General features: G+C 51.4%; 14 protein-coding genes and 1 tRNA gene (1 of these 15 cut by a window edge). 8 read left to right on the top strand and 7 right to left on the bottom strand.

Annotation, left to right across the window (positions count from 1 at the left end; genetic code table 11):
- Window positions 1–265: 265 nt before the first annotated feature.
- The 5 genes from rne to IE054_RS03590 all read left to right on the top strand — a co-directional run bounded on the left by rne (window position 266) and on the right by IE054_RS03590 (window position 10,456).
- A complete protein-coding gene (gene rne, locus IE054_RS03610; RefSeq protein ID WP_189403687.1) occupies window positions 266–3,436 on the top strand; it encodes a ribonuclease E in 3,171 nt (1,056 codons plus the stop codon).
- A 43-nt stretch (window positions 3,437–3,479) separates the two neighbouring features.
- Window positions 3,480–4,460 carry a phosphotransferase gene (locus tag IE054_RS03605; protein ID WP_189403686.1) on the top strand — a complete coding sequence of 327 codons (981 nt, stop codon included), beginning with the start codon at window positions 3,480–3,482 and terminating at the stop codon, window positions 4,458–4,460.
- Window positions 4,461–4,659: 199 nt separating this feature from the next.
- Entirely contained in the window at window positions 4,660–5,322 is a 663-nt protein-coding gene (locus IE054_RS03600) for a hypothetical protein (RefSeq protein ID WP_189403685.1), read from the top strand.
- 199 nt (window positions 5,323–5,521) lie between these two features.
- A complete protein-coding gene (locus IE054_RS03595) occupies window positions 5,522–5,725 on the top strand; it encodes a hypothetical protein (RefSeq protein ID WP_189403684.1) in 204 nt (67 codons plus the stop codon).
- Between the two features lie 288 nt (window positions 5,726–6,013).
- Window positions 6,014–10,456, top strand: coding sequence for a hypothetical protein (locus IE054_RS03590; RefSeq protein WP_189403683.1), 4,443 nt, complete (start codon window positions 6,014–6,016; stop codon window positions 10,454–10,456).
- Between the two features lie 51 nt (window positions 10,457–10,507).
- Here the strand turns inward: IE054_RS03590 and sodC are convergent, their stop codons facing one another.
- The 3 genes from sodC to topA all read right to left on the bottom strand — a co-directional run bounded on the left by sodC (window position 10,508) and on the right by topA (window position 14,413).
- A complete protein-coding gene (gene sodC / locus IE054_RS03585) occupies window positions 10,508–11,029 on the bottom strand; it encodes a superoxide dismutase family protein (RefSeq protein ID WP_189403682.1) in 522 nt (173 codons plus the stop codon).
- A gap of 161 nt (window positions 11,030–11,190) precedes the next feature.
- Window positions 11,191–11,739, bottom strand: a complete 549-nt coding sequence (locus tag IE054_RS03580) for a DUF2058 domain-containing protein (RefSeq protein ID WP_189403681.1) — start codon at window positions 11,737–11,739, stop codon at window positions 11,191–11,193.
- A gap of 1 nt (window position 11,740) precedes the next feature.
- Window positions 11,741–14,413 carry a type I DNA topoisomerase gene (gene topA / locus IE054_RS03575; protein WP_189403680.1) on the bottom strand — a complete coding sequence of 891 codons (2,673 nt, stop codon included), beginning with the start codon at window positions 14,411–14,413 and terminating at the stop codon, window positions 11,741–11,743.
- A 354-nt stretch (window positions 14,414–14,767) separates the two neighbouring features.
- Here topA and astB point away from each other — a divergent pair, with 354 nt between their 5' ends.
- Window positions 14,768–16,108, top strand: a complete 1,341-nt coding sequence (astB, locus tag IE054_RS03570) for an N-succinylarginine dihydrolase (RefSeq protein ID WP_189403679.1) — start codon at window positions 14,768–14,770, stop codon at window positions 16,106–16,108.
- Between the two features lie 76 nt (window positions 16,109–16,184).
- On the opposite strand, the gene IE054_RS03565 is transcribed toward astB, so the two are convergent.
- Complete coding sequence (locus IE054_RS03565; RefSeq protein ID WP_189403678.1) at window positions 16,185–18,383, bottom strand: Ig-like domain-containing protein; 2,199 nt, start codon at window positions 18,381–18,383, stop codon at window positions 16,185–16,187.
- Between the two features lie 114 nt (window positions 18,384–18,497).
- Between IE054_RS03565 and IE054_RS03560 the strand changes: the two genes are divergently transcribed.
- Both IE054_RS03560 and murI read left to right on the top strand, forming a co-directional pair.
- A complete protein-coding gene (locus tag IE054_RS03560; RefSeq protein ID WP_189403677.1) occupies window positions 18,498–19,844 on the top strand; it encodes a dicarboxylate/amino acid:cation symporter in 1,347 nt (448 codons plus the stop codon).
- A 257-nt stretch (window positions 19,845–20,101) separates the two neighbouring features.
- Complete coding sequence (gene murI, locus IE054_RS03555) at window positions 20,102–20,902, top strand: glutamate racemase (RefSeq protein WP_189403676.1); 801 nt, start codon at window positions 20,102–20,104, stop codon at window positions 20,900–20,902.
- Here murI and IE054_RS03550 read toward each other — a convergent pair.
- The 3 genes from IE054_RS03550 to IE054_RS03540 all read right to left on the bottom strand — a co-directional run.
- On the bottom strand, window positions 20,899–22,128 hold the full coding sequence (locus IE054_RS03550) for a lipoprotein-releasing ABC transporter permease subunit (protein ID WP_189403675.1): 1,230 nt from the start codon (window positions 22,126–22,128) through the stop codon (window positions 20,899–20,901). The two genes, murI and IE054_RS03550, sit on opposite strands and share 4 nt — an antisense overlap.
- A complete protein-coding gene (gene lolD, locus IE054_RS03545) occupies window positions 22,125–22,820 on the bottom strand; it encodes a lipoprotein-releasing ABC transporter ATP-binding protein LolD (RefSeq protein WP_189403798.1) in 696 nt (231 codons plus the stop codon). Before lolD ends, IE054_RS03550 begins: the two co-directional genes overlap by 4 nt.
- 151 nt (window positions 22,821–22,971) lie before the next feature.
- A tRNA-Asp gene (locus IE054_RS03540) sits at window positions 22,972–22,998 on the bottom strand; it runs 130 nt beyond the window's last position.

Below are 22,998 nucleotides of genomic sequence, written 5' to 3'. Positions count from 1 at the left end.
ATCACATGTTCGCCGTTTAGCCAAACAGAATTGAATTGACACTCAGCCCCGCCAGGCAGTTCTGCGGAGGGTGAGGAAAGAAAAGATTAGCAGGGTTGTCGCTCCCGACACTCATATAATTTAAAGCCATAAGTATGGCTTAACTGAGTAATGCGACATACAACAAGGTCCCCGTCCAGCCGGGAGGTTGCGCGGTGAGGGTTTGCACATGTCATTTTAATTTTGTGTCTAGACGGCTGTATGCAAAAACAGAGTTAGATACACAATGAAAAGAATGCTTATAAATGCAACTCAGCAAGAAGAGTTGCGCGTTGCCCTGGTAGACGGGCAGCGGTTGTACGATTTGGACATAGAAAGTCCCGGACACGAGCAGAAAAAAGCGAACATTTACAAGGGTAAAATTACCCGCGTCGAACCCAGCCTTGAGGCTGCGTTTGTTGACTATGGCGCAGAGCGTCATGGGTTCCTTCCTCTTAAAGAAATCGCCCGTACTTACTTCCCGAAAGGCTATAAGTTTGAAGGCCGCCCGAACATCCGGGATGTCATCAAAGAAGGCCAGGAAGTCATTGTTCAGATAGACAAAGAAGAGCGTGGTCAGAAAGGTGCCGCGCTGACGACTTTCCTGTCACTGGCTGGCAGCTATCTGGTGCTGATGCCAAACAATCCACGCGCGGGCGGTATCTCACGTCGCATCGAAGGCGATGAACGTACTGAACTTAAAGACGCGCTGAACCGCATGGAACTGCCTGACGGTATGGGGCTGATTGTCCGTACAGCCGGTGTTGGCAAGTCCTACGAGGAGCTGGAATGGGATATGCGCGTACTGCTGACCCAGTGGGAAGCGATTTCTAAGGTTGCGGAAGAGCGCCCTGCACCGTTTCTGATCCATCAGGAAAGCAACGTTATTGTTCGTGCTATTCGCGACTATCTGCGTCGTGATATTGGCGAAATCCTTATTGATAAAACCAGCATTTACGATCAGGCGCTGCAACATATTCAGCTGGTCCGCCCGGACTTTGCCAACCGTGTAAAACAGTATAACGGTGATGTACCACTGTTCAGTCATTATCAGATAGAGAGTCAGATTGAGTCCGCGTTCCAGCGCGAAGTGCGCCTGCCATCAGGCGGTTCAATTGTGATTGACCCGACGGAAGCACTAACCTCTATCGACATTAACTCAGCGCGTGCCACTAAAGGCGGCGATATTGAAGAAACGGCGTTAAACACCAACCTTGAAGCCGCGGATGAAATCGCTCGTCAGTTGCGTCTGCGCGATGCGGGCGGCCTGGTGGTTATCGACTTTATTGATATGACGCCGGTACGTCATCAGCGTGAAGTGGAAAACCGTTTAAAAGAAGCAGTTCGCAGCGACCGCGCACGAGTACAGCTTGGCCGTATTTCACGTTTTGGCCTGCTCGAAATGTCGCGTCAGCGTCTGCGCCCGTCATTAGGTGAATCAGCTCACCACGTGTGTCCGCGCTGTTCTGGCCACGGCACGATCCGTGGCACCGAATCGCTGGCACTGTCGATTCTGCGCATTCTTGAAGAAGAAAGTATTAAAGATAACACCGGCCAGATTGAAGCTCAGTTACCGGTGCCTGTTGCCACCTATCTGCTGAATGAAAAGCGTAAAGCCATTCAGTCGCTGGAAAAGCAGCATAATGTTTCATTACTACTGCTGCCTAATGCCAACCTGGAAACACCGCACTATCAGGTGAATCGCCGTCGCCCGGACGAAGTGTTGACCGATGCCAGCTACAATGTCGAATTAATGGCACCGGAAGAGACCGATGTCGATAAACCCGCGGCAACTGAAGCTAAACGTGAAGAACCCGCACTGAAAGGGCTGGTTGCGCCTACGCAGGCACCTGTGGCTCCGCAAGCAGCGCCAGCAAAAGCAGACAAAGAGGAAGCCGCTTCGTTGTTTACACGGGTAGCGAAATGGCTGCGCGGGATCTTCGAGGAAGAAGATAAAACCGACGAGAAACCGGCAAAACAAAGCGACAGAGACAGCCGTGGTGGTCAGAACCGTGGCCGCAATCAAAACAACCGCCGTCGTAATAACCGTGGCGGCAACCGTCGTAACCAGAACAACCGTCGCAATGATGAGCGCCAGGGCGATAAGCGTTCCACGAAAGATTCTGATGATAACCGTAAACAGGCGCAGAGTCAGGAGCAGGACGACAAGCGTAATAACAAGTCCCGCAAACCGCGCAAACCCCAGCAACGTGATAATCAGCAGAAAGCTAAAAAAGCCGACGCAGAAAAATCACAGACATCCAGGACCGAGAGTGGCAAAGCGGACAAGCCTGACGACAATCGCGGGAAAAAGCGTGAAGTCGCCGAGCGCCGCAAACGTCGTGACATTCGTCGCAGCGTGCGCGTACAATTTGAAGACGACGCGTCAGAAGCAGCGAAAAGCAAGGCTGATAAGCCTGCTGCGGATAACGCCGCAAAAGCGCCTGCAGAAGCAAAAGCCAAGCAGCCTAAAGCAGCAGATAAAGCCGAAAAGGAAAAGGCTGACACGTTAAGTCCTGCAGAGACGGACGTAGCGCAAAGCGATACGCCAGACAAGCCTAAGCAAGCGAAGTCCCGTAAGCCGAAGAAGACTGAAGAAACGTCGCAATCTGACCAATCTGACAATGTGTCGAAGGACACCGATGAAGGCAAGAAGCAGGTAGCGGCCTCATCTGCCCCGACCCAAACGTCTGATGCCAGTCAGACAGAGGAAAAATCCGCGTCTTCAGGCGATGACCGCGAGGAAGCAAATGCAGATACCGAGCAAAAACGTGAAAGTCGTGGACGCTCACGTCGTTCGCCACGTCATGTTCGCGCGGCCGGTCAGCGTCGCAAGAAGGATGCGCCAGCCGATGACGCTGCAGCAGCTGACAGCGACAAAGGCGGCGTACGCCAGGATGAACTGCAGTTTGATTTGCCAGAAGACGCTGCGAAGCCGGAAACAACACAAAAAACGACGCAGCAGTCTGAATCTGACAGCACCGAATCTGCGACGCCTGAACAGGTAGAAATCAACCTGCCGCACGGTGAAGACGCCGCACAAGCTGAAAAGGCAGCGTCCTCAGAACAACCCAAGGCGGAACCAGAGGCTGAGCAAACTAAAGCAAAAGACAAGAAGGCTGCCTCACCGGCAAAAGCGGCCAGGGCCCCTGAACCGGTAAAATCGCCAACGCCAAAGCAAAAGGCCAATGGTGCGTCAAAGCCCGTGAGCGCCTTTGCCAGTAGCCGCGGTCGCGTTAACGCTTCTCACCCAATGGCAACACCGGCCGTTATTGAGACGCAATTTGGTGAGCTTAACTTAACCGCCCGCGCTGATGATGCGAGACCTGGCCTAGCTATATCAGGCAAAATGGCCATGCGTGCACACGCAACCTCAGCGGCATCCGCACCGGCCACCAAGCCACAAAGCGTGAGCTAAACAGCAAGCGAGGAAAGGCCGCACTCTGTGCGGCCTTTTACTTATGTCTGACGTATCCCCTTCTCTGCTTACCTGGCTTGAGCAATGCACAGCGAAAAACGTCACTCACTCAGCCCTGTTACAGATGCTATGGAGTGGCTACGGCGAATGTTTCAGAGCATGGCTTGATGGCAATACAACACCGGTCGTGGTCAAAGCCGTTGTGCCACCAACGTACAGTCGCCACCCCAGAGGCTGGAACGGTGATGCAGGTCACCGCCGTAAGCTGCGTTCATTTGATATAGAGCATCGGTTTTATACACATTATCAGCCGCAGCTTACAAGCGGGAGCTATGCCCCTCGCTTATTAGCCGAGGATAAACGGGGTGATGCGGTATTACTGGTGCTTGATGATCTTCAGGCACATGGCTATGTCACTCAGCCATCGTCCCTTTCGGTGACACAATGCCAGCCTGTTTTGCACTGGCTGGCGCACTTTCATGCCCGCTTTTTAAATGAAGCGTTTACTGGGCTCTGGCAACAGGGCTGTTACTGGCATTTAGCTACCCGACAGGATGAGTGGCGGGCAATGGCAGACGGCCCGCTAAAGTCACATGCAGCGGCGCTGGATGATATGCTTCAGCAGGCCCGTTTTAAAACCCTGTTGCACGGTGATGCCAAACTGGCTAACTTTTGTTTTACTGCCGATGGCACACGCGCTGCGGCCATTGATTTTCAGTACACCGGCTCCGGTCCGGGCATACGGGATGTTGCCTACTTTCTTGGCAGTGCGTTATCTGATGATGACCTGCTCACCGCGACCGATACCTGTCTGGACATGTACTTTGACGAGTTAGCATGCGCACTGCGATCTTGTATCAGCGTAACGACGTTAACTGATCTGGAATCGGAATGGCGGGCGCTTTACCCGGTCGCCTGCGCCGACTTTCACCGCTTCCTTGCTGGCTGGAGCCCGGACCACCGTAAAATCAATGAGGCGCTTCGCCGCCAAACTGCCGACGCACTGGTAAAAATAAAAGGGTAAAACAAACAGACCAGGGCGCCTACATTAACAATCGGTGCTCAGCACAACAGTTTGCCGCTTATCTTACAACAACAGAATACGTTAACGTTTTTTCTAACACTGGCGTTGCGCCCCTCTTTCGTAGTACGTTCATATTATACAGGCCATGGACACCCACCTGCTTCTCTGGCGGTTGCCCAGCATTTGATTGAACGTGAACATGAAAAACCTGACAGACTATTCTCTTGCGCAACTTATTCGTATGCGCCAGCGTACCGATGAAAATACCTATCCACAGCGGTATGATGCGCTGTGCCGGGCAATTTCAAGACATCAGCAAGCGCAGTCTTGTCTGCAAGCACGCGTTTTTAGCAACGCACAACGCAGCGATATCGTGCCAATTAATCTCTGGTTTGTGCGCTTTATCGCAATCGTAAGTATTGGCGGTTGTTTCATCGGACTGACCACCATCATCAATCACCTTATGCAACCACAGGATATTTTCAGTTATCTGATTTTCGCTATATTTTTTGTTGTATTTATAGTTGGAATTGCCGTGGCAGTGCGCCTGATAGAGAGTCGGAGTGTGGCGGCACTAACGGACAACCGAAATTTCTGGGCAATTCAGATCGTGTTTTTTTCCTCCCCCATCATGGCCTACCAGCTTACCAATGGATTACTGATCAACTTCTGGATCACGCATACTGATGGCCTCCAGCATGGTCTGATGATAGGCAGTGCGTTTAGTCTGAATTTTCTGAACACCAATCAGCCCTGGGCGCTGGGTATCAATCTGGTCGCACTGGCTATTACGGGCTACCTGCAAGTAAGTCTCAGCCGATTCACCCGACATCAGCGCAACATACCTCAACATGCTGAGTGAGAGGTTTGGCCCCTGATTTGTCAGTACCGGTTGAGCCCCATTGCTATTTGATTGCAGAAAAACGGGCGAAGTGACAAGACCACGTGAATGCAAAGACAAAGCATGTTAGAGTCTGTGGAATTAGCTGTGGGATGTTTGCCTGAGTACTTAACGCTCTGATCCTGCTGGCAAACATGAAAATAATGAGCGGGATTGCAATATGATTAAAAAGCTGGCCCTGGCGATATTCCTTGGTGTCTTGTGCGCGCTAGGCCTGTGGCAGTTTGGGATCATATCACAGTCGCAAACCCTGCTCCTTACCGTTGTTGTCGCAGTTGCCTGTCTTATTTATGGTGGCATTTCATCGCGCATTAACCGTAATCCGGACGCATTCGGCCCAAAGGAAAAGTCTATTTTCCGCTAGATGGGCACGTCCCCCCCTTTAATGCGTGCGTTTGCGATGACGTAATCACTCGGTGTATTTCTGTTGCGCTCTTCCCTACCCCGGACTATTCTGCTATTACTGAGAAAGATGCGAATACGACAATCGCTCGCGAAATCTGTCTTGCGACTCCGCACTTCAGGGACCGCTGAGTGATAACCGACTTATTTGCACCTTCCTTAAATAAAACCAACAACTAACTTGTAAAACGTTTGGCGGTTACTGCAGTTCGTTATCGATAGGATCTAACGTTGCTCTGGCAGGACGCACATGACACCGTTTAAGCGTAACCTTTCTAAATTACTCTTTCTGACGCTGGTACTGATCCTGGGGACCGGTATATCCGGGCTAATCTATTACCTGAAAATGGGCCACAACGAGGACACCCTGAACAGCCTGTTATTCCGTGAGCTGAAACAGGTTGAGGATACTGTACGGCGCAGTCTTGAAAAGATTGACAAAACCACCGGGTATTTTTTGCCGGATAACTGGAACAACCTTAACATAGACGGTATTTGTACAAATAAAAAAGAGAACACTAAAGAAAAGGAAGAAAACAACAAAGGGAAAGCTGAACTGCTCGTCACACCAGAATGTCAGCAGAATTATCACAAAGCTATAGATTTGGTTGTACAAAAGCTCAACGATTCAGATGACTTGCAGAATATTGAGTTGACAGATTTTTCGGTACGCACCACAGAATACTGGAAAACAGATCGGCAAAAAGCCTTTACCTTTCGTCTGCCACAGTACGATACCGCCGAAATCACCAGTCAGCGCTATTACCCAGACCAGAAACTGTTGCTGTCTGTTCAGTTGAGAGCCAGTATCAAACACTCACTGATGCAGCGTGTTAATCGCTTTCAGACTGTTGCGCTTGTCGATCCTGACGGAAACGTGCAGTCGATGGTGACCCACGAGAATCTGCTGGCAGAACAAGAGCATGCCGCTTCATTTACCAATGAAGCCGAGATCCACATCAAACAGATCCTGAATTTGCATCCCGAGCACGCTTCTGAACCGGCAGTTCACGGAACCGGATACAGCGACATCACACTCAGCGACAACAGCTACCGGCTTTATGTTCACCCGATTATCAGTGACGGCCTGACCACAGATCAAACCCATTACTATCTGGTTGGCCTGATTGAAAAAAATGTGATTACTGAGCAAAAGCTCAGGCTCTCGCCACAGTTACTGATGTGGCTAATTCTTGGCTTATTGCTACTGGTGGCTGTTATCCCTCTGATAAAGCTGCGCTTCGTCAGTACCACGTATGCAATTCAGCAAAGCGACAAAAGCCAGATTGTGCTGGGTGTGCTGCTGGCAGTGGGAATTGTTACTATCGGGCTTAACCAGCAGCTGTTTTTTGACTATATAAAATCAGTGAAAAATCAGCAGCTAAGGCACCTTCACCAGACCATTACCCGTGATTTTAATGCTGAGTTACGCACTTTGTTGCGTCGGGTGCCAACCCAACAGATCCATCGGTGGGAGCACCTGTTGACTGCACCACCAAACGACGTCTGCACAACCAGAGCCGACTACTCTACCTTCTATACAAACATTCAGTGTGAAGCGCTGACCCTCAGCCGCTCGGGATTGACCGACTCACCATTTAACAAACCGAACTTTATTGAAAACGTATTTTTCCTGGATAGTGCCGGTAACGTATCCACGCAACTGCCTATCTATATTGCCGCTGACATTTTCAACCTGTCCAGATACCTGGATATTTCACACCGTGCATATGTTCGAAATGCCATCAATGACAATTTCTGGCGGCCCTATCCTCAGCTTTCCGAATTTTATCTGGAGCGCATCTTCAATATCGAAGATGGTCGCAGAAATACGGTGGTGTCCTTACCCCTGAAGCAGGGACACAAGGACGCGGCGTATGTGGTGGCTTCGACCCGTTTTGAAAGCCTTGTCGATCGTGTGCTGCCGAACCATTTTGGTTTTGCCATTGTTAACCGTGCCGGTGATGTGATTTTTCACAGCGACGACAGCCTGAGCTTAATTGAAAACCTGTTTGCTGAAGCCAATTACAACCCGGAACTGATGGTCGCCAGCAGGCATACCAACGGCATATCGCCGGTGACCATGGAAATATTATACAAAGGCGATTCCCACAATATTGCTATTGGGCCACTGAACGAGAAGGGACAAGCACACAACGCACCTCCTATCCCCTGGCAGTTAGTCGTTTTTTATAATCCCGAAGAACTGCAGACCAACAATATGATCATGGTCTTTATTGCCGTCTTTCTGTTTATGCTGATCATCATTCCCGGATTTTTATTACTCAGGTACGCAATCAGTCAGCGCTTCTGGCGTAAAACCCTGTACTTCGATGCTGGTCACGCAAAAAGATACGGGTATCTGGCAGCTCTTTTGTTTGGCACGGGATACTATATTACATTCCAGATGGGACTAGTTCAGACCCTGACTGCGCAACTTACCCTGTGGCTAATGATCGTGGCTGTAACAGGGATATTCTTCTCCCAGCTTTTTTCTGCTCAGTTGCGGGAGTGTAATTGGGCAAGGCGGCCATTTACGGTATTTTCTGGTCTTTTTTTATTATCTCTTCTCACAGCTGTTGTATTTATTGGGCATCAGGCGTTGTCCCCTTTTATTGATTTAAATTATAGCTTTTCAGTCGCAGGGGGGCTCATTCTGTTTATGCTGCTGGTCATTACGTTGATTGAGCCGCACCGCTGGCGACAACTGCTTAATCTCGTATACCGTATGTGGCCGATTAAAAACGCTAAACGGGATGACATCCCGCCGCTTCGCCGGGAGGCTTCGCGCTTTACGATTGGCTATGTCTGGTTTATAGCTGGCCTTATCTATGTCGTCGCGGCCGTGCCCGCTATAATCATTTCTCACGGTGCACATAGTTACCTGCTGCACCGGCAGGCCAACTTTGAACAGGACCACCTTACTCATACCAACCATGAGAAGTTTGAAGCGTATACCACCTACGTTGACGCTGCCTTCGGTGAGTATTGTGAAAAGACCCCGTACCGGCTTCCCTGCCATCAACTTGAGAAGCAAAAACCGACAATCAAAGCGCTGGTAAAACATTCGCTGCCCACTGGCCTGGTATCACGTTTTGCAGATTATGAACATTGTCCGGCTCCGTCCGGCGCAGATAATAGCGCGCCCAATCACTGCAAGAGCTGGATCTTTTTAGATAACCCACAGTCAGTGCCTTATCAGTCTGATCTGTTTTTCGACACGCTCTTTAGTCTTACCTCCAGTAATACAGATTTCGTCAGCCACCTGACCTACGCTGCGAAAACGCGGCGCGCGTTAAGCGAAGCCGACAGTCATCACGTCGAGGCCGCCGATTTTTATTACCGGGCAGATATTGTGATGATCAATGCGCTGTCATCGGTCAACGGTGTGATTGTTCTCATCCTGATAACACTGTTGCCACTGGCAATCTATGCACTCACCCGACAAATGATCGTCAGACGGTTGCTTGGTGAGCATCTGCTTGACCAGTACCCAATAGATAACAGTTCGGGCGAGAAACAGAATAAGCATCTTTCGATTGAGCAGACGTTCCCTGAGCTTGATTTTGCCCAGTGCCTTTTAAGCGAACGCTCGCAGCTTATTCTGAATGCGACCCGACTGGAAGCTGAACCAGAAATCAGGCAACGAAATTGCGGTCTGTACAAAGAGGCGATCCACCGGTTACCGGAATGCCTTGAAGAGCGCTACTCAGGGGTTACCCGCAACAGTGAATTTATCTTTCTCAGTGATCTGGACAATGCATTACGCAACAACCCACTCACCACCATGGTCGTTGCATTTTCATCAGTGGATCAGGTTTGTCTGGATGCAGAAAAACGCACGCGCGCACTTTCGCTGTTGTATGAACTGCACACTGAACCGCGTATTGTGCTGGTTATCGTCGCAGAAACCTCGCCACTCTACAGACTACTGAACCCGTCATCCTACGAGACCCATGCGCAACATCCCGACCCTGGTATCGATGAGAAGTCCGCGTGGAGTAAACTGTTCTCTGAATTTGACAAACACTACGCCTGGTCACCCGCGTTTAAACGCTGTGTAAGTAACCCGTTTGACCCTGAGACAGTACTGAAGCATGAGTGTAATGGATGGCCGGAATTACATGCGCTGGAAACCAGGTTCAGACAGTTTGCGAAACAATTTCAGACATCACAGACTGATTCCTCCGGCATGGGAAAAAATGACATCGACTTTACCCGTTGGCAGCCTGAACAAATTGTTGAGTTTATGCAGGTGCATGCCGGTCCGCTTTACCGTCGCAAGTGGGAGGAGTGTACGACCAGAGAAAAACTGATTCTGTGGAAAGTGGCCCATGGCGCCAGTGTCAATCCGGCCAGTGCAGAAATCATCGAGCACCTGGTCAGGCGCTGCTACTTATACCGTGATAAAGGCTGGCATTTGCTCAATGAAAGCTTCCGGCAATTTATTCTTACGGCCGAAAATGAGCGGGTTATTAATCAGTGGATCGACGACTCCAGCAACGGAGCATGGAGTGTACTGCGCATTCCTATCTTCGCGTTATTACTGGTGCTGTTAGTCGTGTTTGTTTATTCAAGTGGCAGCTCGCTTAACACCATCATCAGCATTGCCACGGCAACGCTCGGAATTATACCGCTGCTGATAAAAAATATGAGTTTACTTAAAGGCGGCGTGGGCAGCGATATTGAATAAGTGCGCGGAATACGCAGCGTTATTTTTTCACCGCGCATCCGTGCAATCTATCTAGTGGGCATCATGGTCAATTACCCCACACAGCACGCGTGCGCCGCCACCACCGAGTTTCTCGGGCGTATCTGCGTAATTATCACCACCGGCGTGGATCATCAGAGCCCGCCCTTCGATGTCTGACATGGAAAGGCGCGGCCCAAGTACAGGATGCGATGCCGTGCCATCGTCAGCGACATACAACAAGGGTAAATCGCCCAGGTGGCTGTCTTTGGCCCATGGGTAGCCATGCTGCCCGATGTCGTGTGGATCGTAATGGCTGCCTGCAGCCCCGGCTGGCACAGACTTCCCGTCTTTCATTTTGCTGTCGCAGGACGGATTCTCATGTACATGGAAACCATGCCCGCCTGGCGTCAGACTCTTTAATTCAGGGGTGAATACCAGCCCGTACTCAGACTCCGTCACCGAAATTGTACCGACGGCATCGCCTGACCTGGCATCTTTCATTGTAACATCGACGCTCTGCGCCATCGCTGTTGCACTGAGCGCCACTAACGGCGCGACGAATAACGTTTTCATAGCTGTCCTCATGACGAATGTACAGATAGATACCCAGTACAGCCATCTTAAAGATCAGATACTGTAAATCCGGCATCAGCGCATTCACACGTAACAGCCAGTGTATCTAAGGTAAAAAAAACGCGCCTTGCTGGCGCGTTTTTAAGCTGCATAGAGAGCTGTTACCAGGTCAAATCATCCGGTATTTGATAATCTGCATACCAGTCATCCTCTTCTTCCGATGAAGGTGCCGCCGCCGTGTCATCTGCGCGGTGGATAACGCTGGAATCATCACGCTCGGCAATTTTATCGGCAACGGGCATGGGCACCAGCTCATAGCCCTCATCATAAGCGACCACAGCCAGTCGCCCCTGTGTCACCAGCTTATGCACTTCGTCACTGACATACATACGTTTGATGACGTTGTCATGAGTAAAGTTAAGTGGCGTGTCGCCCTTGCCTTTAGCCTGCTTATTCATATCGATAAGCTGGCGTACCTGAGCGGCTATCGAGCGTTTGACCAGTTCCTGCTGACGCTGCTCATTCAGCTCGCGATCCCGGGCCTTTTTCTTTTCCGCAGCGTCCTGTGCAGCAACCGTAGCCTCATTCACCACAACCTGCTTTTGCTTATTTTTAAGCTTTTGTTTTTTACGCTTGTCAGCCCGGGCCTGGCGGGCCGTGGACTTATCAGCCAGCCCCGATTTAAGAAGTTGGTCCTGTAGCGATGCCATATTACTTACTCTTTGCTTTACTCTTTGTGGTTTTCTTTGCCGTGGTTTTACGCGCCGTTTGAGCTTCCCACTTGCCATTGTTATACCAGGCCGACCAGCCGGTTGATTTACCGTCTTTGTTTTCGGCTAATACATACTGTTGCTTGGTTTTACGGCTGTAGCGAACAACCGTCAGGTTGCCATCAGGATCTTCCTGCGGCGCATCGGCTAGATAATGAAATTTCGGCGAAATTCTATCCCTGAAGCGCGCAAGTTCGGCGACTTTCGGCGCTCGGGTCTCACGAGACTTAGGAAAATTATGCGCCGCCAGGAAAATACCGGAGGCCCCGTCCCGCAGAACAAAATGGGCATCGGATTTTTCACACTCCAGTTCCGGCAGGTCAACCGGATCTTCTTTTGGTGGCGCCGGCTCACCGTTTCTTAACAGCTTACGGGTGTTCTTACACTCATCACTGGTACAGGCGAAGTACTTGCCAAAGCGCCCGTTACGCAGCTCCATGTCGCTGCCGCATTTATCACACTCAATAACCGGGCCGTCATAGCCTTTAATTTTGAACGTGCCGGTTTCAATTTTGGTCCCCTGACAGGTCGGAGTATTACCACAGACGTGCAGTTTACGGGTCTCATCCACCAGGTAGCTGTCCATGGCCGTACCGCAGATATCGCAGCGCTTTTTGGCACGCAGCGCTTCGGTCTCCATCTCCTCTTCGTCATCCACCTTCACTACTTCATCACCGGGTACCAGGTTGATAGTGTTAGTGCAGCGTTCTTTCGGCGGCAGGTTGTAGCCGGAGCAGCCTAAAAATACACCGGTACTCGCGACACGTACGTTCATTTCCCGCCCGCATTTGTCGCATTCAATACCCGAGGGGACTGCCTGATTCAGGCGCATGCCGCCGTTGTCAGGCTCTTTCTCAGCGTTTATCAGCTTTTGATAAAAGTCGGAATAGAAAAGATTCAGTACGTCTTTCCAGTCCTTATTCCCTTCGGCAATATCGTCGAGCTGCTGTTCCATGTTAGCGGTGAAGTCATAATTCATCAGATCATCGAAGTTTTCCATCAGACGATCGTTGACAATTTCACCCATTTTTTCGGCATAGAAGCGTTTGTTTTCCAGTCGCACATAGCCACGATCCTGGATTGTGGAGATGATACTCGCATACGTCGACGGACGGCCAATACCGCGTTTTTCCAGTTCTTTCACCAGCGACGCTTCATTGTAGCGCGCCACAGGCTTGGTAAAGTGTTGCTTTGGATCCAGCGCTTTAAGGTCAAGAACATCGCCCTGCTTCACATCCGGCAGCAGCAGGTCTTCTTCGCCCTTCTTACGCAGTTGTGGCTGCACACGGGTCCAGCCGTCAAAACGCAGCACGCGCCCTTTGGCAGTTAACTCATAATCACCGGCTGCCACACGAATGGTAGTGGCATCGTATTTGGCAGGCGTCATCTGGCAGGCCACAAACTGGCGCCAGATGAGCTCATACAGCCGCTGAGCGTCTCTTTCCATATCAGACAGGCTGTCAGACTTAATCACCACATTCGATGGCCTGATGGCTTCGTGGGCCTCCTGAGCGCCTTCTTTGCTGCCATAACGGTTCGGCGCGTCCGGCAGATACTTGTTGCCGAAGTTGTCACCAATATAGTCACGACAGCTGTCCAGAGCCTCTTTACTGAGGTTGGTTGAATCGGTACGCATGTACGTGATGTACCCGGCCTCATACAAACGCTGCGCCATCATCATGGTTTTCTTAACACCAAACCCAAGCCGCGTACTGGCCGCCTGTTGCAGGGTCGAGGTGATAAACGGGGCTGACGGACGGCTTTGCGTCGGTTTGGACTCGCGGCTTTCAACCACGTAACTGGCGGCTTTCAGGTCCGCCAGTGCGGCATCGGTTTGCTGCTTGTTCTTTGGTTTAAAGCTTTTGCCGCTGTGCTTAGCCACCAGCATGCGCAATTTATCGTCCTGCTGACTGTTGAGATCAGCATGCACATCCCAGAACTCTTCCGGGACAAACGCTTTGATCTCGCGCTCGCGCTCCACCACCAGTCGCACGGCAACAGACTGCACACGGCCGGCCGACAGGCCGCGGGCAATTTTTTTCCACAGTAAGGGCGAGACCATAAAGCCCACTACCCGGTCCAGGAACCGTCTTGCCTGTTGCGCATTAACCCGATCCACGTTCACATCACCAGGCGCCGAAAAGGCTTCCTGTATCGCATTTTTGGTGATCTCGTTGAACACTACGCGCTGATAGGTGCGATTTTTGTCGCCCAGCAGCTCTTTTAAGTGCCAGGCAATCGCTTCTCCTTCTCTGTCCAAATCCGTCGCGAGATAGACGGTGTCCGCGTCTTTGGCCAGCTTTTTAAGTTCGTTAACGACTTTTTCTTTGCCCTGCAATACCTGATAGTGCGCTTTCCAGTTCTGTTCCGGATCCACGCCCATCCGGTCAACCAGCTTTTTATACTCATGTTTGCGCAGGTAGGCTTCGCGCTCGTCGTCGCTGTAGCTTTTTAATTCTTTTGCACTTTTCTTGGGCTCTACATTACCTAACGCTTTGGTCGGCAGGTCACGAACATGCCCTACCGAACTTTTTACGATAAAATCTTTACCCAAATATTTATTTATCGTTTTCGCTTTAGCTGGCGACTCGACTATGACCAGTGATTTTGCCATAAAATTGAACTAAACCTATTGATTTTTAAGGACTAAATTAGCCAACGCGTGAGTGAAGGGGCGGTGAAATAGCGGCTGTGCAGCGCCCATGCTTTTTTAACATATATCTACAAAGTGAATGGAAAACAAGATCTTCTTAATAGTTATTCTCTCACTTGCCTTTTTGCTGCACGAAACCTGTTCACTTTTTAACCGCCGCGATTGGCAAGCCACATAAAACCCGTATAATGCCGCTCATTCCACACCGTCTGCGTGGGGCAAAGTGCCTGAATTTTTGCCATTTGTGAAGCGGATTTTGCGCTTTCAGTGTTATTCAGACATGTCTGTCCGCCGTATAACTGACAGAGGGACACTATGAAGCAAGTCGAAGTAAATTTTGATGGCCTGGTCGGGCCAACCCACAATTATGCCGGGTTATCGTTCGGTAACGTTGCCTCTTTGAATAACGCCAATGCAATCAGCAGCCCGAAGCAGGCCGCCAAGCAGGGGCTCTCAAAAATGAAGGCCCTTGCAGATATGGGTCTGGTACAGGGCGTACTGGCACCGCAGGAGCGCCCGGACATCGCAACACTTCGCCGTCTCGGTTTTACCGGCTCAGATGCCACTGTGCTTGAGCGTGCCGCGAAGCAGTCCAGAGAAGTCTTTTTGGCGTGTTGTTCAGCGTCAAGCATGTGGACAGCCAACGCCGCGACGGTATCACCGAGTGCCGATACTGCCGATGGCCGCGTCCACTTTACACCGGCCAACCTGACTAACAAGTTCCACCGTTCGCTGGAACCAGAAGTAACAGGCCGCATCCTCAAGTCGACGTTTGCTGATGACAAGTATTTTGCTCACCACACCCACCTGCCGGATAACGAACACTTTGGTGATGAAGGTGCTGCAAACCATACCCGTCTGTGCAGTGATTACGGGCATGCGGGTCTGGAGCTGTTTGTGTACGGTCGCCATGCGTTTGACAGCAGCAAGCCGCAGCCAACCAGGTACCCTGCCCGTCAGACCCTGGAAGCCAGTCAGGCTATCGCCCGCCTGCACGGTCTTGATGACGACGGTGTCGTTTACATTCAGCAAAACCCGGATGTCATTGATCAGGGCGTGTTTCATAACGATGTTATCGCCGTTGGCAACCAGAACGTCCTGTTTTTCCATGAGCAGGCCTTTCACGAGAAACAACGTGCGCTGGATGAAATTCGCGCCAAGTTCGGCGACGGTGACCTGCATTTTGTAGAAGTAAAAACCAGCGATGTATCGATTCAGGACGCAGTCACCACCTATCTGTTCAACACCCAGATCGTGACATTGCCAGATGGCAATATGACCATCATTGCGCCGACTGAGTGCCGCGACAATACTGCTGTCAGCACCTATCTGGATAAGCTGGTTACGCAGTCAACGCCTATCAAGTCTGTCAACTACTTTGATGTTAAGCAAAGCATGCGAAACGGCGGTGGCCCCGCGTGTCTGCGCTTGCGTGTGGCACTGGCAGAGCAGGAAGTAAAGGCGGTGAACCCCAACACACTGATTAATGATGCGCAGTTTGCCAGGCTCAACGCCTGGGTGGACAAACACTACCGTGACGAGTTAACCGAAGACGCACTGCGCGATCCACAACTGCTGACTGAGTCGCGCACAGCACTTGATGAACTCACACAGTTACTTAAGCTGGGCTCTGTTTACCCGTTCCAGCAGGATTAAGAAAGCTGGAGTTAAATTAAACACAAAAGCCCGGTAATCTACCGGGCTTTTTTACATTTGCCATCAAACCATCTGCTTAATCAGCGACAGGTGGTTCACAGGCCCTTGGAGGGTTGTTAAACGGACTTGATGGCGGCGGTGATGCTTCGTCCTCCAAATCATCCGCTGCCGCAGCATAGGTATAATTGATGGAGGCGCTGGCTTCGCTGCCCGTAGATTGAGCGAAAACCTTTATAACCGAGTTGTAAAACGCCGCATAGGCACGCGGATAGCGGACTTCAACAACAGCCTGACCGTTATCATCCGTCACGGCATCACCCGCGAAACTGATAGTACCGACAATGCCTGGCGACAGCTCATTGTCACCATTGTTATCTTCACCTGGATCCAGAATTCCATTGGCGTTTTTGTCTTCATTGCTACAGATCGAAGTATATGCTGGCTGCCATACCTCACCGTTCCAGCTCCAGCCTCCTTCGAAATAAACCCCACCGTTAGCAAACTTGACCGGGGTTACTGAAGCTGTGAGATCCACCCCACGGATCGGATTACCTACAGAATCTGTAACAAAGACCGCAAACTCTTTCATATAGGTCGCATTGTCTGGCGAGTTGATAATATTTCCGGTTCCTATCGATATATCAAACGCCCGATTACCGACTGTGAGTAAGACATCATCACTGATGGCCGGGTTGCCGGAGATTGCTGCCGTAATGACCACCGCATCCTGACTGGTGACTGCGCCAGAGGTAAACACAGTTGAGGCGACACCGTTGCTGTCAGTGGTTGACTGCGAAGGCGAAATCGAGCCCGTGCTGGTGTCATTAACATTAAAGGTCACCACAGCATTTTTAACCAGGTTGCCATCGTCATCACGCACAATGGCAGTAATGGTACTGGTCTGGCCGTCAGGACCAATCAAATCCGGCGTGGCATCCGCAATAATGGTATCCGGCACCGTTGCGATAAACTCAATATCAAGCCGTGCGGTAACCACTTCGTTGCCATTGCTGTCGTAGCCTGTGGCCGTGATGGCTGCCAGACCGGCATTGTCAGAACGCAATGTAAAGGCGGCCCGGCCATTGCTGTCAGTGGAGGTACTGGCACTGCCCACAATCTCGCCGCGCGAGGTAGAAAAGGTGACGTCGCCGTTGACCAGCGGGTTGCCATTCTGGTTCCAGGTTACGGCCACTTCAGTATCCTGGTTAAGCGGTACTTCATCTGTCGGTGCCGTCGTAAAGCTGAATTCATCCTGCTGCACGGTCAGTGAGAAACTGGCCTCAGCGTTTAGTGCCGACGCAGTGATAGTATCTGCACCCGCCGTTGTGGCCGTGTAGGTTACGTTTGCCTGACCATCTGCGCCAGTTACCACAGTCGACGAAGCCAGACTCCCATTGGCAGCGCTTAACGCAATTTCCTGATTAGGGATCGCCACACCGTCTGAGTCCTGCACCCGCAGCGTGTATTGCACACTGTCGTTCAGAATAACCGAGCTGGTGCCGTTGATCGTCACTTCTGTGCCGAACACATTGACGTTAACCGACTGCGTCAGGGTACCGGTTTGCGCTGTGACGGTAACCGTGCGGTTGGCGGCGTTATTCTGGGTGGTCAGGATGGCCCGCGCGGTGCCATCGGCCGCGGTTACGGGCTGGTTGAGCTGCAGCTCGACTCCGGCATTATTGTTGGCAGAAAAGCTCACTTCGACCCCTTCCATAAGCACGCTTTGCGCGTTTTTCACCACGGCGATAAGCTCAACTTGATCTGAACCACTCGAGGGCAGCTGAACAGAGCTGGCATACAGCTGCAGAGTAGAAGGCTGGATCCCACCGCTTCCGCTGCCTGTTGACGTGAATGTGGTACTGCCGGTCTCGCCACCGGGCAGCGTGGCGGTAATCTGGCCATCACCGGCGGAACTGCCAACCGTGATCCCCAGGCGCGCAATGCCCTCGTCGTTAGTTCTGGCTGTACCTGTATCGTTAGTAAACTCCGCCAGAGTCGGCTCACTGATCGTGAAACTTACCAGTGTGTCAGTTACCGGGTCGCCACTTTCGTCGGTTACCGTGGCCACAATGAACAGCGGGTTGTCGATGCTCAGGTTGCGGTCTGTATTGCCGTCATTATCTTCCATTTGCAGTGTGACAGAAACAGCCGGGTCATCGTTTCCACCGTCATTATCACCTCCGGTATCATCCCGTGACACCGAGCCTCCGCCGCCGCAGGCTACTAACAGCATGATTGCGCCAAACAGCGTCAGCGTCTTTACCAATCCACGCATAATCAATCCTGAACCTCTTTTTGTTAACAAATAGGACGTTTAACGTTTAAAAAAAACAAGAATCTGGCACACTACCCCGGCTATAAATAATAAAAACAGGCTCAGGGAATATTCATGTCACAATCTGCACATAAATATAGTCTAACCACCAGAATTTTTATCGGCATGGTTGCCGGAATCATTATTGGTGCGTTGCTCCAATTGCTATTTGATGATAGCGGAGATTTAACCTTTTCGATATTTGGTTTCGAGGTTTCCACGTATGCTGTTCTCATAGAAGGTATATTTTCAACTATTGGCCAGATTTTTATTGCCAGCCTGAAGATGCTGGTGGTGCCGCTGGTGTTTGTCTCGCTCATCTGTGGCACCAGTACATTGTCTGAGCCCAGTAAGCTGGGCCGGCTAGGTGCAAAATCAGTCGGCATGTATGTTGTCACAACGGCCATAGCCATATCGCTGGCCATGAGTCTGGGTTTGCTGGTTTCGCCCGGCGAAGGACTGGATTTAAGTACTGAAAACGCTTTCGAAGCAGAAACGCCACCCAGTCTTTCTGAGGTGATTGTAAACATGTTCCCTTCTAACCCCATCAACTCGATGGCCGAAGGCAATATGCTGCAGATCATCGTATTTGCCGTATTATTCGGCATTGCCATGGCAATGACCGGGGACGCCGGTAAGCGGCTCAGCGACTTCTTTGAAGATATTAATACCGTCATCATGCGTCTGGTTACCATCATTATGAACCTGGCGCCCTATGGTGTATTTGTGCTGATGGCAAAACTATTCGCGACCATTGGTGCCGACACTATCTTCAGTCTCGCCAAATACTTCTTCCTGGTCGTGATTGTGCTGCTACTGCACGGCTTGTTGACCTACTCCGTTTTGCTTAAAACACTGACGGGATTAAGCCCGGTTACGCTGTTTAAAAAGATGCGTGACGCAGCGCTGTTTGCCTTCTCCACATCCAGCAGCAGTGCAACGCTGCCTGTCACCATGGAAACAGCACGTAATAAGCTGGGTGTGGGTAATTCTGTATCATCATTCACCCTGCCATTAGGCGCCACCATTAACATGGATGGCACCGCGATTATGCAGGGCGTGGCCACCGTATTTATCGCACAGGTGTATGCCGTCGATTTAACCCTGGGCGACTACCTGATGGTGGTGCTGACAGCTACCCTCGCCTCTGTGGGCACCGCTGGTGTGCCGGGGGTTGGTCTTATCATGCTGGCCATGGTGCTGCAGCAGGTGAACCTGCCGGTAGAAGGCATTGCGCTTATTATTGGTGTAGATCGCCTGCTGGATATGACCCGCACGGCCGTTAATATTACCGGTGACTGCATGGTGTCGCTGGTGATTGCCAAAAGCGAAGGGGAACTGGATGAGGATGTCTTTAATAACCCCAGTGCCGGTGAGTCAGAAGAAGACGTCGACTTTGAGCATTTTGACAAAAATGCCTGACAGCCGGTATTGAATCACGCCTATTGAATCTATCATCACCCCGGCGCAGGCCGGGGCCTCCCACATGTTGTTATTAACGTGTTATAGCGTTTACCGGTGTAACGGAACCAGGTGGATTGCGGCGTTCGACGCAATGACGTGTTACGTCGTTCGCCGCAGTGATGTCTTTCGCTGTACTAGCAAATTTTTAGCGTTAGCTAAAAAAACAGAATTAAAATATGCTATTTTTGCCGCCCTGAAATTGTAATGGGTAGGTTATGACGAATTCTCAGCCGATCGGCATTTTTGATTCGGGTATCGGCGGTTTGTCGGTGGCCCGGGCAATCCGTGAATTGCTGCCCAGTGAATCGCTTATTTATGTTGCCGACAGCGGCCATGCGCCCTATGGCGATAAAACCGATACGTATATTTACCAGCGTATGCAAGCCATTACCCAGCACTTGCTGTCCTGTCAGGTGAAAGCCATTGTGGTGGCGTGCAATACGGCAACTACGGCGGCAATTGGCAGGCTGCGGGCAGACTGTCCGTTGCCGGTTTTCGGCGTTGAGCCTGGTGTCAAACCGGCGGTTCTGGCCAGTAAAACGGGTGTAGTGGGCGTGCTTGCCACCCCGCGTACTCTGCTTACACCAGCCTTCGACAGTTTACGCCAGCGCTTTGCCGGACAGGCAAAGGTGATCCTGCAACCTTGTCCGCAACTGGTTCCCCAGATAGAAACACTGGAGCTGGACGGGCTGCCCATGCGTGAAATGCTTACCCGCTATATTCAGCCACTCTTCGACCAGGGGGCTGACACGCTGGTGCTTGGCTGCACACATTATAATTTTATCGCCGACCTTATCGCCGACATTGCCGGGCCAGACGTTACCATCGTGCGCACCGAGCCTGCGGTGGCCAAGCAGGTGCAGCATCGCCTGACGCAGACAATGCAGCTCAACACATTAGTAAACGCCGGCACAGCCCGCTTCTACAGCAGTGGGGATATTTCACGTTTTAATCAGCAGTTACGCCATCTGTGGCCGGACGCGTCTCAGCCTGCCGCACCCGTGCCCTTAAGTTAATTTAGCGCCCTGGCAGGCTCAATACGTACTGCCCGCTGCGCCGGATACAAAGTTGCCAGTACACTCAGTATAAAGGCAATCACTACCGTTAAAACCACATCAAGCGCTTCAAGCTGCGATGGCAGGAAGTTGATAAAGTAGATATCTCCGGATAACAGCGTCACGCCCAGCCATGCTTCAATGGTAGCCACAATGGCCGACAGGTTTGGCGCTATTAACAATGCGCCACTGGTGCCAATGACAATTCCGGTCACGCCGTTGATCATGCCCTGCAGCATAAATGCCTGGCGAATAAGGCTATCCTGTGCGCCCATGGTTTTGAGTATGGCAATGGCACTTTGTTTTTCCCGTACTGCCATCACCAGCGATGACACAATATTGAAACAGGCCACAGCGATAACCAGCGTCAGCGCGATGTACACCACCACTCTTACCAGCTGAATATCCTGATATAAATGCCCCTGTGTACGTGTCCAGTCAGACATATATACCGGTTGCGGAAATGCGTAGCCAATATCACGCAGGGTTTGCGGCGCACTGAAGGGATCATGCAGAGTAAGACGCAGTCCCTGTGCGCCTGAAATAATACCTGACTCACCTGATGCTTTCGCCAGATGCATTACGCCAACAGAATTATCCAGCTCACCGCCAACAGTTATTTCACCTGCAACACGCAGTGTCACGGTATGTGGCGCTTTAAAGGATAAATCGCCGGTTATCACCGGTATCAGGATCTGCACGGCATCGCCGCGCGACGCCCCAAGCTTTTCCATCACACCGCGCCCCAGTAATACCCCGTCCGGCTGGCTGGCAAAGGCCGACCAGTCACGGTCGCTAATGTGCTCGACCAGCGCCAGCGATTTGGCCGAGGTCTTATCCACACCGGTTAACTCCACGGCTTTCAGATCGCCACGAAACTGCAGCATGCCGGTCACTTTGGTGTAAGGGTGAACGTCTTTGACGCGCGGATCGGCCTTAAGTTGTTGCTGTGCGTCCTGCCACTGCTCGATACCAGAGTTATCTACGCTGTAGAGCTCTCCGTGAGGAATAAATGTCAGAATACGCTGAGTAAGCTCCCGCTCAAAACCATTCATCACGCTCAGCAGCACAATCAGAACAAAACAGCCCAGCGCAATGCCCGCCGTTGACGAAAACGAGATAAACGACAAAAAGCCGCTCTGGCGGGTCCGTCTGAATCGCCGCGCCAGTTGCCATGCAAGTTTCACGTGATGTGTTCCTTCGCGGTATCGGTAAGGTGCCCGTTCTGAATGGTCAGCGTACGGTCCATGCGGGCGGCAAGCGAACGGTCATGCGTTACGACTATAAACGTTGTGCCGTGCTGCTGACTCAGTTGGGTAAGCATGGCATAGACTTCTTCACCGGTCTGATGATCCAGGTTGCCGGTTGGCTCATCGGCCAGTACCAAAGAGGGCTGCGTAACCAGTGCCCGGGCAATAGCCACACGCTGCCGCTCGCCGCCAGACAACGCTGAGGGTAAATGCGTTAAACGGTGCGATAACCCCACCTGGTCTAACAATGCCTTTGCCTTTGCCCTGGCATCGGACGAGGACGCGCCACCAATCATCAGTGGCATGGCGACATTCTCAAGCGCGCTGAATTCTGCCAGCAGATGGTGAAACTGATAGATAAAGCCCATGTCGCGGTTACGCAGCGTCGCAAGCTGACTTGACGACATCTCACTTAAGCGTTGATTTTTAAACCAGACATCCCCGCCAGAGGGAGAATCGAGGCCGCCCAGCAAGTGCAGTAATGTGCTTTTTCCTGAGCCCGAGCTGCCCAGCACAGCAACCTGCTGACCGGCACTTACGGAAAATGAAACATCAACAAGAACATCTGTATCGTTCTCGCCATCGTGGTAGGTCTTTGAAAGGTCCTTAACGACCAGTACATCCTGCATGAGCACTCTGACATATTGTATTTTTTGCGTGTGCGCATGGTAGCGTGTTCGACGCATATCGCCAACACATCAGGGCCAGAATTCAGACGTTGAAAGGTATTTATATGTTGCCCGGCTGGGCATTAGTATTTAGCAGCAGGAATTTGCTAAATGGCGGAGCGGACGGGACTCGAACCCG

It is taken from the genome of Alteromonas halophila (assembly GCF_014651815.1).
Taxonomy (GTDB): domain Bacteria; phylum Pseudomonadota; class Gammaproteobacteria; order Enterobacterales; family Alteromonadaceae; genus Alteromonas; species Alteromonas halophila.
This window is presented reverse-complemented; position numbering and strand designations above follow the sequence as displayed.

Bases quoted from the DNA above. Each gene is read 5' to 3' on its own strand.
- murI (WP_189403676.1), top strand. From the start codon at position 20,102: ATGACGAATTCTCAGCCGATCGGCATTTTTGATTCGGGTATCGGCGGT.
- IE054_RS03580 (WP_189403681.1), bottom strand. From the start codon at position 11,739: ATGGCATCGCTACAGGACCAACTTCTTAAATCGGGGCTGGCTGATAAG.
- rne (WP_189403687.1), top strand. From the start codon at position 266: ATGAAAAGAATGCTTATAAATGCAACTCAGCAAGAAGAGTTGCGCGTT.
- IE054_RS03590 (WP_189403683.1), top strand. From the start codon at position 6,014: ATGACACCGTTTAAGCGTAACCTTTCTAAATTACTCTTTCTGACGCTG.
- sodC (WP_189403682.1), bottom strand. From the start codon at position 11,029: ATGAAAACGTTATTCGTCGCGCCGTTAGTGGCGCTCAGTGCAACAGCG.
- IE054_RS03605 (WP_189403686.1), top strand. From the start codon at position 3,480: ATGTCTGACGTATCCCCTTCTCTGCTTACCTGGCTTGAGCAATGCACA.
- IE054_RS03600 (WP_189403685.1), top strand. From the start codon at position 4,660: ATGAAAAACCTGACAGACTATTCTCTTGCGCAACTTATTCGTATGCGC.
- astB (WP_189403679.1), top strand. From the start codon at position 14,768: ATGAAGCAAGTCGAAGTAAATTTTGATGGCCTGGTCGGGCCAACCCAC.
- IE054_RS03595 (WP_189403684.1), top strand. From the start codon at position 5,522: ATGATTAAAAAGCTGGCCCTGGCGATATTCCTTGGTGTCTTGTGCGCG.
- IE054_RS03560 (WP_189403677.1), top strand. From the start codon at position 18,498: ATGTCACAATCTGCACATAAATATAGTCTAACCACCAGAATTTTTATC.
- IE054_RS03565 (WP_189403678.1), bottom strand. From the start codon at position 18,383: ATGCGTGGATTGGTAAAGACGCTGACGCTGTTTGGCGCAATCATGCTG.
- topA (WP_189403680.1), bottom strand. From the start codon at position 14,413: ATGGCAAAATCACTGGTCATAGTCGAGTCGCCAGCTAAAGCGAAAACG.
- lolD (WP_189403798.1), bottom strand. From the start codon at position 22,820: ATGCAGGATGTACTGGTCGTTAAGGACCTTTCAAAGACCTACCACGAT.